The sequence below is a fragment of the Bacillus sp. es.036 genome, assembly GCF_002563635.1.
Taxonomy (GTDB): domain Bacteria; phylum Bacillota; class Bacilli; order Bacillales; family Guptibacillaceae; genus Guptibacillus.
The window spans coordinates 2,223,740-2,238,930 of record NZ_PDIZ01000001.1 but is presented as its reverse complement, the minus strand read 5'-3'; the positions used below and the strand labels follow the sequence as shown (position 1 = coordinate 2,238,930).

The 15,191-nt window shown below is 39.6% G+C and carries 12 protein-coding genes and 1 tRNA gene; 12 read left to right on the top strand and 1 reads right to left on the bottom strand.

All coding sequences use genetic code 11. The features are described from left to right. Positions 1 to 55: 55 nt before the first annotated feature. The 10 genes from ATG70_RS11505 (at position 56) to ATG70_RS11460 (ending at position 12,197) form a co-directional block, all read left to right on the top strand. Positions 56 to 132, top strand: a tRNA-Arg gene (locus ATG70_RS11505). 244 nt (positions 133 to 376) lie between these two features. Continuing rightward, complete coding sequence (locus ATG70_RS11500; protein ID WP_098444438.1) at positions 377 to 1,405, top strand: tetratricopeptide repeat protein; 1,029 nt, start codon at positions 377 to 379, stop codon at positions 1,403 to 1,405. 259 nt (positions 1,406 to 1,664) lie between these two features. Continuing rightward, the gene (tig, locus tag ATG70_RS11495) at positions 1,665 to 2,957 is read left to right on the top strand and encodes a trigger factor (RefSeq protein ID WP_098444437.1); all 1,293 of its coding nucleotides are present in this window, start codon (positions 1,665 to 1,667) and stop codon (positions 2,955 to 2,957) included. A gap of 325 nt (positions 2,958 to 3,282) precedes the next feature. Beyond that, on the top strand, positions 3,283 to 4,557 hold the full coding sequence (clpX, locus tag ATG70_RS11490; RefSeq protein ID WP_098444436.1) for an ATP-dependent protease ATP-binding subunit ClpX: 1,275 nt from the start codon (positions 3,283 to 3,285) through the stop codon (positions 4,555 to 4,557). A 196-nt stretch (positions 4,558 to 4,753) separates the two neighbouring features. Next, entirely contained in the window at positions 4,754 to 6,421 is a 1,668-nt protein-coding gene (gene lonB, locus ATG70_RS11485) for an ATP-dependent protease LonB (RefSeq protein ID WP_098444435.1), read from the top strand. A gap of 282 nt (positions 6,422 to 6,703) precedes the next feature. After that, positions 6,704 to 9,025, top strand: a complete 2,322-nt coding sequence (gene lon, locus ATG70_RS11480) for an endopeptidase La (RefSeq protein WP_098444434.1) — start codon at positions 6,704 to 6,706, stop codon at positions 9,023 to 9,025. Further along, positions 9,022 to 9,603 (top strand): ribosome biogenesis GTP-binding protein YihA/YsxC, encoded by a 582-nt coding sequence (gene yihA, locus ATG70_RS11475; protein WP_098444433.1) that lies wholly within the window; start codon positions 9,022 to 9,024, stop codon positions 9,601 to 9,603. Before lon ends, yihA begins: the two co-directional genes overlap by 4 nt. A 282-nt stretch (positions 9,604 to 9,885) precedes the next feature. Continuing rightward, positions 9,886 to 10,701: a transporter substrate-binding domain-containing protein gene (locus tag ATG70_RS11470; RefSeq protein WP_306472703.1), complete on the top strand. Its 816-nt coding sequence runs from the start codon at positions 9,886 to 9,888 to the stop codon at positions 10,699 to 10,701. Positions 10,702 to 10,776: 75 nt separating this feature from the next. Next, positions 10,777 to 11,436 (top strand): amino acid ABC transporter permease, encoded by a 660-nt coding sequence (locus ATG70_RS11465; protein WP_098444432.1) that lies wholly within the window; start codon positions 10,777 to 10,779, stop codon positions 11,434 to 11,436. A gap of 20 nt (positions 11,437 to 11,456) precedes the next feature. Continuing rightward, positions 11,457 to 12,197, top strand: a complete 741-nt coding sequence (locus ATG70_RS11460) for an amino acid ABC transporter ATP-binding protein (protein ID WP_098444431.1) — start codon at positions 11,457 to 11,459, stop codon at positions 12,195 to 12,197. Positions 12,198 to 12,237: 40 nt separating this feature from the next. Here the strand turns inward: ATG70_RS11460 and ATG70_RS11455 are convergent, their stop codons facing one another. Further along, positions 12,238 to 12,714, bottom strand: coding sequence for a LiaI-LiaF-like domain-containing protein (locus tag ATG70_RS11455; protein WP_098444430.1), 477 nt, complete (start codon positions 12,712 to 12,714; stop codon positions 12,238 to 12,240). Positions 12,715 to 12,951: 237 nt separating this feature from the next. Here ATG70_RS11455 and hemA point away from each other — a divergent pair, with 237 nt between their 5' ends. Beyond that, a complete protein-coding gene (gene hemA / locus ATG70_RS11450) occupies positions 12,952 to 14,325 on the top strand; it encodes a glutamyl-tRNA reductase (protein WP_098444429.1) in 1,374 nt (457 codons plus the stop codon). Between the two features lie 17 nt (positions 14,326 to 14,342). Next, positions 14,343 to 15,170: a cytochrome C assembly family protein gene (locus ATG70_RS11445; RefSeq protein WP_098444428.1), complete on the top strand. Its 828-nt coding sequence runs from the start codon at positions 14,343 to 14,345 to the stop codon at positions 15,168 to 15,170. The last annotated feature ends 21 nt before the right edge of the window (positions 15,171 to 15,191 follow it).

Below are 15,191 nucleotides of genomic sequence, written 5' to 3'. Positions count from 1 at the left end.
TAATCCGATATATTAATACATGTCGCTAGAAACTGAATCGTTTTATACTAACAATGTCCCAGTAGCTCAGCAGGATAGAGCAACAGCCTTCTAAGCTGTGGGTCGCAGGTTCGAATCCTGCCTGGGACACCATTATATGTTTTCTTTAAAGGCATTTATCCTTTGTGATAGAATGGCTTTTTTTTGTATATCTGATGTTGCTAATGAGCTTTTACAGCAATCATGAATAAACAGATAAAAGGATTTCAGATTCCGGTAGCGTGCTTCAGCTTGAGTTTACAGGTGGATACTGATAAACTGATATCTAATCGTAGCTGCGCCTTTCCTGCTGTAAACTCTTTTAATAGAGAATATAAGAGAGTGGAGCGATTACGTCATGGATAAAGAAAAGGATGAAAGGAAAATAGTTTATTTTCCAAACGTGGCAGGTAAGCTTGTCGAAAAAGGAATGGCAGCACTAAAAGCTAAAGAAATAACAAAAGCGCATGAACATTTTAGTCAGCTACTTGAAATTGAGCCGGAACATCCACAGGGGCATTTTGGAATGGTTTTAAGCCTGGTGGAGATGGGCAATTTGAGTGAAGCGTCTGAACGCTGTGAAACAATGATGCAGCAGGGGATCGGGGACTATTACGACATTTTTCAAGTATACATATCAATTTTAGTTCAGCTTGGAAAGTATCAGAAAGTAGTTACGATGATCGAAGCAGTATTACAAGAAAATCAACTTCCGTCTAACATTGCGGAGTCGCTCTACCAGTTGCTACATTTTAGCAGACAAATGACGAATTATGACCTTGATTCTGAGGCTGATTATGATGCTGGTCACGAGGAAGATGTTGACAAGCTCATTGATTATTTGGAGAGCGATAAGACGGAAAAACAGTGGTTAGCCATTCAAAAATTAAGCACTGTAGATGAACAAAAGTCTCTCCCCGTATATCTTACATATTTAAATGCAACAAACAAGGATCCTCTTCTTAAAAGTCTTGTTTTACAAGTATTGAGAGAAAAGGAATTGGATCAAGAAGTGGTCGTACATAAGTTTGGAAGAGAGATCAAGGTGAATCCAGCTACATTACAGGATATCTTTTTACAAGATTTCTCCTTAAGTGTGAAATCCAAGCTCTCTGATGTTGTCGAGCAGGGAAATCCAGCACTATTTGAAATGTGCATGCAAATTTGGTGGCACTATTTATTTGCCATCTCTCCATTTGAAGCAGAGCCTCCAAATAGTTCAGTGTGGGCTGCTGCTGTCCATAAGGTTGCATCTGAAATGAATGGTGAAGACGTAACAAATGAAGAACTACGTATGTTTTACGAAGTAAAGCCTTCCGAGTTCGAAGTGGCTGCGAATCGAATCATGAATATTGAGAATCAACCCTTTTATCGGCCATTCGAATAGTAATACATGGAAACGAAATGGTTTTGCTTGCGCTAACGCGTCATTATCGTTAAGCTGTACTATGGCTAAACGGTTTTCATTCACGCCGTATGTGTTGAAAACTCGCTGTTCTATGTTATAATACAATAGTTGCAAACCCATATTTACTAGTAAAAGAGACCGTTTAAAAGACAGTAGACGCTTTTATACTCCAAAAGGCGTCATCTTTTTTAAACGCTCGATTAGTGGAAATATATTTATTGTTGGAGGTAATGTGTAAATGACTGCAAATTGGGAAAAGCTTGAAGGTAACCAGGGCGTCCTTACTGTTGAGGTAGACGCTGCTGAGGTAAATAATGCGCTTGATGAAGCATTCAAAAAAGTTGTAAAACAGGTTAACGTTCCTGGATTCCGTAAAGGAAAAATGCCACGTTCTCTTTTTGAAAAACGTTTTGGTGTAGAATCTCTTTATCAAGATGCTCTTGATATTATTCTTCCTAAAGCTTATTCAGAAGCAATTGACGAATCTGGTATCGAACCAGTTGACCGTCCTGAAGTTGACGTTGAGCAAATGGAAAAAGGTCAAAACTTGATCTTTAAAGCAACTGTAACCGTTAAGCCTGAAGTGAAACTTGGCGAATACAAAGGTCTTGAAGTTGAAGAACAAGATACAAACGTTACAGATGAAGAAGTAGAAGCAGAGCTTAAATCTCTTCAAGAAAAACAAGCTGAACTTGTAGTAGTTGAAGATGGCGAGCTAAAAGAAGGCGATACTGCTGTAATCGACTTCGAAGGTTTCCTTGGTGAAGAACCATTTGAAGGTGGAAAAGGCGATAACTATTCATTAGAAGTTGGCTCTAACACTTTCATCCCTGGTTTTGAAGAGCAATTGATTGGTGAGAAAGCTGGCGCTGAGAAGGAAGTTAAAGTAACTTTCCCTGAAGAGTACCATGCTGAAAATCTTGCTGGACAAGAAGCTACTTTTAAAGTGAAGATTCATGACATCAAGCGTAAGGAGCTTCCAGAGCTTGATGATGAGTTCGCTAAAGACGTAAATGAAGAAGTTGAAACGCTTGATGAGCTTAAGAAAACAACGAAAGAAAATCTTGAAAAACAAAAAGCAGAAGATGCTGACGTTCAAAAGAAAGACTCGTTGATTGAAAAAGCTGCTGAAAACAGTGAAATTGATCTTCCATCTGCAATGGTAGATGCAGAAGTAGATCGTATGCTTCAAGAATTTGAGCAGCGTCTACAGCAACAAGGTATGAACCTTGAAATGTACTACCAGTTCTCTGGACAAGATGAGAAAGCACTTCGCGAACAAATGCAAGAAGACGCTGAAAAGCGCGTACGCACAAACTTAACGCTTGAAGCGATTGCAGATGCTGAAAACGTGGAAGTTTCTGAAGAAGAAGTAAACGAAGAACTTTCTAAGATGGCTGCAATGTACAACATGGAAGAAGAACAAATTCGTTCCATGTTAACGATGCAAGGTGGCACTGATGCACTTAAAGGTGACCTACGCATTCGTAAAGCAATTGATGTTCTTGTAGATAACAGTAAAAAAGCATAATTCAAGCTAATAGACTGGCTTATTTTGAACAAGGCGCTTAATTGCGCCTTGTTTTTACAAAAAGAAGTAGTAATGAAATGACACGAAGTTGCTAAACATAGTAGTAAGACAATCACTCGATACATAATAAGCTATAAAGAGTCGTTTTACTTCGTATCCTTTTGTGTTATATGATACAATTTCAGTACATAAATAGGATGAGAAACCAGTGGTGGATAACCGTTATGATTGCTTTTTGTAATCGGAGTTCAAATGAACAGACGGAGTTCCTTTTCCAGATAGACCTACTCGGGTTTCATCGAGATCAAAGGTTAGGGGTGAATTCATGTTTAAATTTAACGATGAAAAAGGACAACTTAAGTGTTCTTTCTGTGGTAAAACACAGGATCAAGTCCGTAAGTTAGTTGCAGGACCAGGTGTCTATATCTGTGATGAGTGTATTGAACTTTGCACTGAAATCGTTGAAGAAGAGCTTGGAACTGAAGAAGAGGTGGATTTCAAAGAAGTACCGAAACCTCATGAAATTTGCCAGATTCTTGATGACTATGTCATTGGACAAGAGAAGGCTAAAAAGTCATTATCAGTAGCTGTTTACAATCACTATAAGCGAATCAATGCATCTTCGAAACCTGATGATGTAGAGTTGGCGAAAAGTAACATTGCTCTTATCGGACCAACCGGTAGTGGTAAAACACTACTTGCACAAACGCTTGCTAGAATTCTAAACGTACCTTTTGCTATTGCAGACGCTACGTCGTTAACAGAAGCTGGTTATGTTGGTGAGGATGTTGAGAACATTCTTCTTAAGCTAATCCAAGCTGCGGATTACGATGTGGAGAAGGCCGAAAAAGGAATTATCTACATCGATGAAATTGATAAGGTAGCTCGTAAGTCGGAAAATCCGTCGATCACACGTGATGTCTCTGGTGAAGGTGTTCAACAGGCACTTCTTAAAATTCTTGAAGGTACAACAGCTAGCGTACCTCCACAGGGTGGCCGAAAACATCCGCATCAAGAATTTATTCAAATTGATACAACAAATATACTCTTTATTTGTGGTGGGGCATTTGACGGAATTGAGCAAATTATCAAGCGTCGTCTAGGTAAGAAGATTATCGGATTTAGTGGTGAAGCGAAACAAGAAGATCTTAAACCGGGTGAATATCTAGGTAAAGTTCTTCCAGAAGATTTACTTCGCTTTGGACTTATTCCTGAATTTATCGGTCGCCTTCCTGTTATTGGAAGCCTTGAGCCGCTTGATGAAGAAGCACTTGTTGAAATTCTTACTAAACCTAAGAATGCGCTTGTTAAACAATATCAAAAGCTTCTTGAACTTGATGATGTTGAACTTGAATTCGAAGATGATGCACTTGTTGAAATTGCGAAACAGGCAATTGAACGTAAAACAGGTGCGCGTGGACTTCGTTCCATTATTGAGGGCATCATGCTTGATGTCATGTATGATCTTCCTTCACGTGATGAAATTAAAAAGTGCGTATTATCCGCTTCTACAGTAAGCGAAAAAACGACACCTAAATTAATCCTTGAAGATGGTTCAGTCATCGATGAAGACAAGAAATCGCCAAAAGAAAGTGCTTAATCTAAAAACCAACCACTGAAGTGTGGTTGGTTTTTTGTATGTATAGCTCCTCTCTAACTAACACTATATCCTTCTCGGTCTTACACTTAGTGGATTGGATGCTAACTTTCGGCTAGTCATTTTGTTGATTTCCGGTTTATGGAACCAATGCTGAGGAGATACTAGTGCTATTGATCAATCATCAGGAGGTAGGAGTATGAATTGGACAGGGATAGCACTAGCGATACAATTGTTTTTTGGGATTGTCATAGGATTGTATTTCTGGAATTTACTTCGGAATCAGCGAACTCAAAAGGTTTCTATAGATAAAGAATCACGAAAAGAAATGGAGCATTTACGTCGATTGAGAAGCATTTCTTTAAGCGAACCGTTATCAGAGCGTATTCGCCCTACAGGCTTTTCAGAAATCGTTGGTCAGGAAGAAGGAATTCGTACGTTAAGGGCGGCGATCTGCGGGCCAAACCCACAGCACGTTATCATTTATGGCCCCCCTGGAGTAGGAAAGACGGCAGCAGCAAGACTTGTATTGGAAGAAGCGAAACGTAATCGGGGAACGCCTTTTAAACAGTCTGCTGTCTTTGTAGAGTTGGATGCAACGACGGCGAGGTTTGATGAGAGAGGGATAGCGGATCCATTAATCGGTTCTGTTCATGATCCTATATACCAAGGTGCTGGAGCAATGGGACAAGCGGGTATCCCTCAGCCAAAGCAAGGAGCAGTTACGAATGCTCATGGCGGTATTCTTTTTATTGACGAAATAGGAGAGCTTCATTCGATCCAAATGAATAAGTTATTGAAGGTGCTTGAGGATCGTAAAGTGTATCTTGAGAGTGCTTATTATAATGAAGAAAACACAACAATACCGAATCACATACACGATATCTTTCAAAACGGACTACCGGCAGATTTTAGGATGATCGGAGCTACAACAAGAACACCTGACGACATTCCTCCTGCTATTCGTTCAAGATGTATGGAAGTATATTTTCGTGAGTTAAGCCAGGATGAAATCGCACGAATTGCAACCAGAGCAGCCAAAAAGCTAAATTTAACTCTTGATGAAGATGGAATTGAACGAGTAAGTCGATATGCAAGGAATGGGCGCGAAGCAGTTAATTTAATGCAAATAGCAGCTGGACTAGCCATTACAGAAAACCGTGATAGGATAACGGCTACCGACATGGAATGGGTCGTCCATGCGAGTCGGCTTTCGCCTCGACCTGAAAGAAAAGTACCGCTTTATCCGGCAGTAGGTGTCGTGAACGGGCTAGCGGTTTATGGACCTAATACTGGTGCGTTACTTGAGATTGAGGTCACGGCAGTTAAAGGAAAATTAGATAAAGAAGGTTCCGTTACCATTACAGGAATAGTAGAAGAAGAAAGCATCGGAAATCAATCAAAGTCCATACGAAGAAAAAGTTTAGCCAAATCTTCCGTAGAAAATGTAATGACTGTATTAAAGTCCATGGGCATTCCTGTCGACGCTTATCAGTTACATATTAATTTTCCTGGAGGAGTGCCTGTAGATGGTCCATCAGCTGGTGTGGCCATTGCAACAGGGATATACTCAGCAATTAAAGGAACTCCAGTAAGTAATAAAATTGCGATGACGGGCGAAATTAGTATTCATGGATTTGTTAAGCCGGTAGGCGGTGTTTTTGCAAAAGTTACGGCTGCGCGTGATGCCGGAGCTGAACTAGCGCTTATTCCGAAAGAAAACGATGAAGAAATGTTGCAAATAATTAAAGGTATTAAAGTTGTAGCCGTTACACATCTCTCGGAAGTGTTTGATGCAGCGTTTGAAACTGGAAAACCCCAAGAATTCCCTTCCATTGTTATTGGAAAATCCCAGCCAGGAAGTTAACGGGCGGGGTTTTTCTTTTTGCAATAGTGATTGATGCAGTTTCCTATGTAACGGTTGAACATCGAATTGACTAAACGGTTTTCATTTCTAGGAAGCACTTGCTACTACTTTTACAAAGTGAGTTTTCTAATGGATGTAAGTTTTTTTAGAGTTTAAGCAGGGATGATTAGACAAGTAGAAGAAACTTAGGATACAATGAAGTACAACTTATCAATAGTATAAGCTCGGATCAAAACGAATTTTTATAACGTTTTTATAGTTTGTTGTCTGGAGGTGCCATGATTGAAAAATGAACATAAAACATTACCATTGCTACCTTTAAGAGGATTGCTTGTTTATCCCTCAATGGTTCTTCATCTCGATGTAGGCCGGGATAAATCGGTTCAAGCACTTGAAAAGGTCATGATGGATGATCAAAAGATTTTTCTATCTACCCAAAAAGAGGTAGAGATTGAAACACCTGAAGTAAAGGATATTTATGAGATTGGAACACTTGCTACTGTAAAGCAAATGTTAAAATTACCAAATGGTACAATTCGCGTACTCGTTGAAGGACTTCAGCGAGGTAAGATTATTGAATTTAAAGATACTGAAGAATTTTACGAAGTTGAGATCGAGCAAATTGATGAAAGTGCTGATGTGAATGTAGAAGAGGAAGCATTAATGCGAACAGTGCTTGATTTGTTCGAACAATACATTAAAGTTTCAAAAAAAGTGACGGCAGAAACATTTGCTTCAGTGAGTGATATTGAACAGCCGGGGCGATTAGCTGATATTATTGCTTCTCACCTCTCTTTAAAGATTCGGCAAAAACAAGAAATTCTCGAAACGTATAGTTCACATGAACGATTGAATAAGTTGATTGAAATTCTTCAAAATGAAAAAGATGTTATTGATCTTGAAAAGAAAATTGGCCAACGAGTAAAGCGCTCAATGGAGAAAACGCAAAAAGAGTACTATCTTCGTGAACAAATGAAGGCTATTCAAAAAGAGCTTGGTGAAAAAGAAGGCAAAACTGGTGAAATCGCTACTTTAAAGGAAAAGATCGAGGAAGCCAATATGCCTGAAAACGTTCAGGAAATGGCGTATAAAGAGCTAGATCGTTATGAAAAAATTCCACAAAGCTCCGCCGAAAGTTCTGTCATTCGGAATTACATCGATTGGTTAATACAAGTGCCCTGGTCCAATGAGACAACAGATAACCTTGACATTAATCATGCCGAAAAAATTCTCGATGAGGACCATTATGGCCTCGAGAAAGTGAAAGAAAGAGTGCTCGAATACCTTGCCGTTCAACAGCTTACAAAGTCTTTAAAAGGACCGATTCTTTGTCTTGTTGGACCACCAGGAGTTGGGAAAACGTCACTTGCAAGATCGGTTGCACGATCAATTGGCCGTGAGTTTGTTCGAATTTCTCTCGGTGGTGTACGTGATGAAGCAGAAATTCGTGGACATCGTAGAACTTACGTTGGTGCGATGCCTGGTCGTATTATCCGTGGAATGAAAAAAGCGGGTACTGTCAATCCGGTCTTCCTGTTGGATGAAATCGACAAAATGTCGAATGATTTCCGTGGTGATCCATCTTCAGCATTATTGGAAGTATTGGATCCGCAGCAAAATAATACGTTTAGTGACCACTATATCGAAGAACCGTATGACCTTTCAAAAGTGATGTTTGTGACAACTGCAAATAACCTTTCAACGATTCCTGAGCCACTTCTTGATCGAATGGAAGTGATTCAAATTGCAGGATATACGGAAATTGAGAAAGTGAACATTGCTAAAAATTACCTTGTTCCTAGGCAGCTTGAAGAACATGGGTTGAAAAAAGGGAATCTCCAAATTAGAGAAGAGAGTCTTTATAAGCTTGTTCGTCATTATACACGAGAAGCCGGGGTGCGTAACCTAGAACGTCAAATTGCAACGGTTTGCCGGAAAGCAACAAAAATAATTGTATCAGGGAAGAAAAAACGAGTTATTGTTACTGAAACAATGCTGGAAGAGTTGCTAGGTCATCCGAAATTCCGTTATGGTGAAGCTGAGAAAGAAGATCAAGTTGGTACAGCGACAGGGCTCGCTTATACAACAGCAGGAGGAGATACGCTAGCAATTGAAGTATCTCTCTCGCCAGGAAAAGGCAAATTGATCTTAACAGGCAAGCTAGGGGATGTGATGAAGGAATCAGCACAAGCTGCGTTCAGCTACATTCGCTCGAAATCCGAAGAGCTATCGATTGATCCAACATTCCATGAAACGAACGATATTCACATCCATGTTCCAGAAGGAGCTACGCCTAAAGATGGTCCTTCTGCAGGTATTACAATCGCTACAGCTCTTGTATCTGCGTTAACGGGTAAGGCAGTTCGAAGAGACGTAGGAATGACGGGAGAAATTACGCTTCGAGGACGAGTTCTTCCGATTGGTGGACTTAAGGAAAAGTCGCTTAGTGCTCATCGTGCTGGATTAACAACAATTATTATGCCAAAAGAAAATGAGAAAGATCTGGATGATATTCCAGAAAGCATTCGCAAAGATTTAACATTCCTTCCAGTGTCACATCTGGACGAAGTGTTAAAAACCGCACTCGTGGGGGAGAACAAATGAAAGTAACAAAATCAGATTTTATTATCAGTGCTGTTAAACCAGAGCAGTACCCAGTAGAAGGCTTGCCCGAGATCGGCTTAGCCGGACGATCAAACGTGGGGAAATCTTCGCTCATTAATACACTGATTAATCGTAAGAACCTTGCTAGAACTTCTCAAAGACCTGGTAAAACCCAGACGCTTAATTTTTATCTTATTAATGAACGATTGCATTTTGTTGATGTTCCCGGTTACGGATTCGCTAAGGTATCTAAGAAAGAAAGAGATGCCTGGGGGAAAATGATCGAAACCTATTTAACTGATCGCGATCAGTTAAAAGCAGTCATCCAAATCGTAGATTTACGCCATGCCCCATCAAATGACGACGTGGTAATGTACGATTGGTTAAAGCACTATGAAATTCCGGTGATTGTCGTAGCGACAAAATCGGATAAAATCCCTAAAGGGAAATGGCAAAAACATTTAAAAGTTGTGAGTCAGACATTAAAAATTGAACCAACGGATCGACTCGTTACATTTTCTTCTCATACTGGACAAGGAAAAGAAGATGTCTGGAATGCAATAAAATCTTATTTATAGATTTCAAACCCGGTCAAAGGACCGGGTTTTTCTATTGGTTTTAATTTCAGATTATTAAGAAAAGAATGTTTTTAAATGGGTTGGAAAGGGAATGGGAATAAAGTAGAGGAAAAAGAAGGATGTACAGGCTCTTTGCGTGCTATCAAAGCTTAGGCTGGAATAGGGGGTGTAAAGACTATGAGTCAGAATTGAAAGAAATGTCTAAATATTGGTATTATAAGAATAACGCAGTTTACATAATCCTAACTGCATAAAAGAAAAGTCGTATAAGGGGGACATGTGATGATGAAAAGAAAATGGAGTTTTCTCACGGCTCTTATGGTAATGTTTTTACTTGTTTTAACAGCGTGCGGAGGAAATGAAGAAAGTAGTGGAACCTCTAGTTCTGAAGGAGAGGACGGATTGGAATTAACGGATGATGGCAAATTTAGTTATGTTGTATCAGGGGAATTTCCTCCATTTAGTACAGTAGATGCAAATGGTGATCTTGACGGATTTGACGTTGCGGTAGGTAAAGCTATTGCGGAAAAACTTGATCTCGAACCCGCCGTTGAAAAATTTAAATTTAGCGGGATGGTATCTGCAATTCAATCTGGTCGTTATGACGCAGCGGTTGCTAGTCACACGATTACTGATGAACGTAAGGAAGCCGTGAATTTTAGTGAGCCCTACTATTATTCAGGACCTGTTCTTTATGTTCAACCTGGTAGTGATATTCAGAGTGTAGAAGACCTTGAAGGTAAAGAAGTAGCTGTCTCAAAAGGTTCAACTTATGAGAAATCAGCTCAAGAGTACACTGATAAAATTTCCAATTATGATAGTGACCAAACTGCGTTGCGCGCCCTAAGTGAAGGAAAACACGATGCGGTTATAACAGATGATATTACAGGCAAACAGGCAATGGAAGAAGGTTTTAATATTGAGAAAGTAGAGCAGTTAGGAACAAGTGAACAAGCTGTTGCGATTAAGAAAGAAAACTCAAATCTTCTTGAAGCAGTTAACAAAGCTCTAGAAGAGTTAAAAGAAGACGGAACGTTAACAAAACTTAGCGAGGAATACATCGGAGTCGATATCACCCAGAATCCTGAAAGTGAGTAAGATTGAGGAATGTGTGCGGTGCGCGCATTCCTTTTTTACCTGTAATGTTACTGAATTCTAAGGAGCTGATCGCACTTGCCAACTTTTGCTCATTTTTTTGAAACGCTATTAGAGAGCTATCCGGTATTCTTTGAAGGACTCTGGCTTACGATTCGGGTTACATTCGTATCTGTTTTAATAGCTGTTTTTATTGGCCTGTTTTTTGCTTTATTTAAAATTTCACAATCAAAGATTTTAAATTGGATTGCAAATGTGTACATTGCTGTTATTCGAGGTACACCGCTAATAGTTCAAATTTTTATCTTCTATTTTGGTTTAACCGAGTTCAATATCCCAAAGTTTTGGGCTGCCTCAATTGGACTTGCCCTACATAACGGGGCTTATATTGCAGAGATTTTTCGTGGTTCCATTCAATCAATCGACAAAGGTCAGATGGAGGCAGGTCGCTCTCTTGGGATGAGTCATACCCTTGCGATGCGACGTATTATTCTTCCACAGGCTTTTAGAAGAGCGTTACCACCCCTTGGTAACCAATTTATCATTGGATTGAAAGATTCCTCGCTAGCAGCATTTATAGCCCTTCCGGAATTGTTTAGCGTTGCAACTACACAGGGGGCAAGAACGTTTGATGAGATGACGTATTTACTTATAGTGGCTGTATACTATCTCGTCCTTGTTTTAATCTTCACGCTTCTTGTTAATCTCCTTGAAAAACGATTATCTGCTAGTGATTAAGAACGAGAGAGGTGCTGTCGATGGTAGAAAAAGCGGAAATGATTCGAGTAGAGAAATTGAACAAATCATTTGGAGATCTTCACGTCCTAAAAGATATTGATCTTGAAGTAAATGAAAGCGACGTTGTTGTGCTTATAGGCGCCAGTGGCTCTGGTAAGAGTACGCTGCTTCGGTGCATGAATTTTCTTGAGATCAAAAATAGCGGAAACGTTATTATTGAAGGCGAAACGATTGACCCTCAAAAAAACGATTTAAATAAAGTCAGACAGCGCGTCGGCATGGTTTTTCAACATTTTAACCTTTTTCCTCATAAATCGGTTTTAGAAAATGTTATTGAAGCTCCGTTAATGGTAAAAAAAATAAAGCGGGCCGAAGCGGAGAAAGAGGGAAAGGAACTTCTTGCAAAAGTAGGTCTTGGAGATAAAGCCAATGTCTATCCTAATAAACTTTCCGGCGGTCAGAAGCAGCGAGTTGCTATTGCGCGAGCGCTTGCCATGAAGCCTGATATTATGCTGTTTGATGAGCCGACATCAGCGCTGGATCCTGAATTAGTGGGAGAAGTTCTATCTACGATGAAAGAACTAGCAAAAGAGGGTATGACAATGGTTGTCGTCACGCATGAGATGGGTTTTGCTCGAGAGGTAGGAGATTGGGTCGTCTACATGCACGATGGAAAAGTTGTAGAGAAAGGCCACCCAAGTGAGTTGTTTAGTGAACCTAAGGAACAGAGAACGCAGGACTTTTTAAGTTCTATTTTATAACATGAATTTTGGAATAAAAAAAGTAAGGGGCGCTGGCCCCTTACTTTTTTTTCGTTACAAGATAAATTCCAATAAGAATTAGTCCGAGTGGCCAAAACTTTCCAACAAAGGAAAAAGTGGAGTTAAGCCAGAGTTCCAAGCCAGAATAAAGAAGTTCAATAATGGAAAGGGCAAGTAAAAGTAACCCAGGAACGAGACCGGTTTTTTTTGTTTTATAGTAAGTAACTAGATAAGCTGCACTTAGGATCAGTGTATACATTCCCCAGCTATCAGGCCAAACGGCGATTTTAGTGACAAAATAGAAATGTACACCAAGCCCAAGGAGCAAAATCCCCGGAAAAAGCATATTCCCTTCTTTTGCAATAGTACCTTGAATGATCATGGCGAGACCTATCACAATTAAAATAACTTGCCAATTCATGAGATGATCTGAAAAGGGAAGGTTTAGCGTTTGAAATAAATAATAAAGTCCGATTCCAATAAATAAAACACCCGGAAAAATACTTTGACGTTTCAATGAAAATCCTCCTAGTTGAAAGAGATACGCAAGTTTTGCTATACATTTGATTTTCTGGTACATTAATAGTTGTATGATTACTAATAATATGCAGAGATAATTCTTTATTCATCATATCATAATTGCTTTCATAGTCTGTTCACATTTCATAACTCTGTGCAATTTGTCACATGTTATAATAGTGATAGATGATAGCAAAAGATTAGGTTTGGTTAACAATTTTTTGGGGGTGGAACGATGCACATCCTGGTCGTAGGGTTGAACCACAAAACAGCCCCTGTGGAAATACGAGAGAAACTTTCCTTTCAGGAGAATGATTTGCCTGAAGCATTAGATAAGTTGCGTCACTCTAAAAGTATTCTAGAAGCTGTGATCTTATCAACTTGTAACCGTACAGAGTTATATGTTGTTGCTGATCAGCTTCATACAGGGAGATATTATTCAAAAGCTTTTCTATCTGAATGGTTCGGAATTGAGAAAGAAGAATTTTCACCATATCTAGTAATTCGCGAAAACGATGCGGCGACAGAACACCTTTATCGTGTAGCATCTGGACTTGACTCTCTTGTTATCGGGGAAACGCAAATACTTGGACAAGTTCGTGATGCTTTCTTGCTTGCTCAGCACTCAGAGACAACAGGAACTATTTTTAATCAGCTCTTCAAGCAGGCGATTACTCTTGCTAAACGGTCCCATTCGGAAACCGAAATTGGAGAAAACGCCGTTTCGGTCAGCTATGCTGCAGTCGAGTTAGCGAAGAAGATTTTTGGTGGGCTCCAAAATAAACACGTTGTCATTCTTGGCGCAGGCAAAATGGGTGAGCTTACTGCTAAGAACTTGCAAAGTAACGGCGTAGACCAAGTAACCGTCGTGAATCGTACGCTTGAGAAAGCAACAGAGCTTGCTTCTCGTTTTAAAGGACAGGCTCGTTCTATGGATGAAGTAGAAACTGCGCTTGCTGATGCAGACATTCTAATCAGTTCAACTGGGTCTACAAACTATGTTTTAACCGAGCAAAATGTAAGACCGCTTCTCAAAAAGCGCAGAGGTCGTCCATTGTTTATGGTTGATATTGCTGTTCCGAGAGATCTAGATCCATCCCTTAATAATATGGACTCCGTTTTCTTGTACGATATTGACGATCTAGAAGGAATTGTTGAAACAAATATTGCAGAACGTAAGAAAGAAGCAGAGAAAATTGAGCTAATGATTGAAGAAGATCTTGTTCAATTTAGAGAGTGGCTTAATACACTCGGCGTTGTACCGATGATTACAGCTTTACGTACGAAGGCACTTGCGATTCAAGCAGAAACAATGAATAGTATTGAACGTAAATTGCCTAACTTAACGGATCGAGAACGAAAAGTATTAAGTAAACATACGAAAAGTATAGTGAACCAGCTGCTACGTGATCCCATTGTTCGTGTGAAGGAGATGGCTGCAGAGCCAAATGCAGAGGAGTCGCTTGAGATCTTCACGAAAATCTTTGCGATTGAAGAAGAAATTGAGAGAGAACTTCATAAGCAGCGAGTGAAAGAAAACGAAGAAAAAAGACAGCATGAATCCGTTGACTACTCCCCTTTATTACAGGCATCGCAGTTGCGCTCCTAGGAGAGGAGACATGATTTGTGACCAACGCCAGCTGGCTTTATGATATAACTATTTTGCTTTATGCCCTTAGTGTACTGGGTTATTTTATTGATTTCTTGCAAAACAGCCGGAAAGTGAATCAGTTTGCTTTCTGGTTGCTTTCTATTGTCTGGGTGCTGCAAAGTGCGTTTCTTGTAACGCAGATTATTGAAATTGGCGGTTTCCCGATTTTAACACCTTTTGAGGGGTTATTTTTTTATGCATGGGTGATTGTTTCGCTATCGCTCTTGATTAACTGGTTTTTTCGAGTCGACTTTTTTGTGTTTTTTGCAAATGTACTCGGTTTCAGCATTATGGCTATCAATTTATTTGCTACTAGAGAGCAGGCTTCAAGTCTGCTCACGGAACAACTGATGTCTGAGCTGTCGATTATTCACATTACAATGGCTTTTTTATCATATGGGGCATTTTCGCTTTCGTTTATTTTTTCAATCATGTATTTGATTCTTTACCAGATGCTGAAGAGGAAAAAATGGAATAAACGATTAAGAAGATTTGGCGATCTATCCCAGCTTGAGAAGCTGTCCTATTTATGTAGCGTTCTCGGTGTTCCACTGCTATTACTAAGTCTTATATTAGGAATTGTTTGGGCTATTTTAAAGGTAGACCAATTTAGCCTGTTCGATGCTAAAGTAATTATTTCATTTTTTGTACTAGGCGCTTATAGTACCTACTTATATCAAAAAGTGGCTAGAGAGATGGAAGGGCGTTCCCTTGCGTTATGGAACGTTGCTGCGTTTCTTATTGTATTAATTAATGTCTTCCTTTCTGGAACATTGTCAGAATTTCATTTCTGGTATGTATAAGGGAGAACAGGTTGGAGGAGT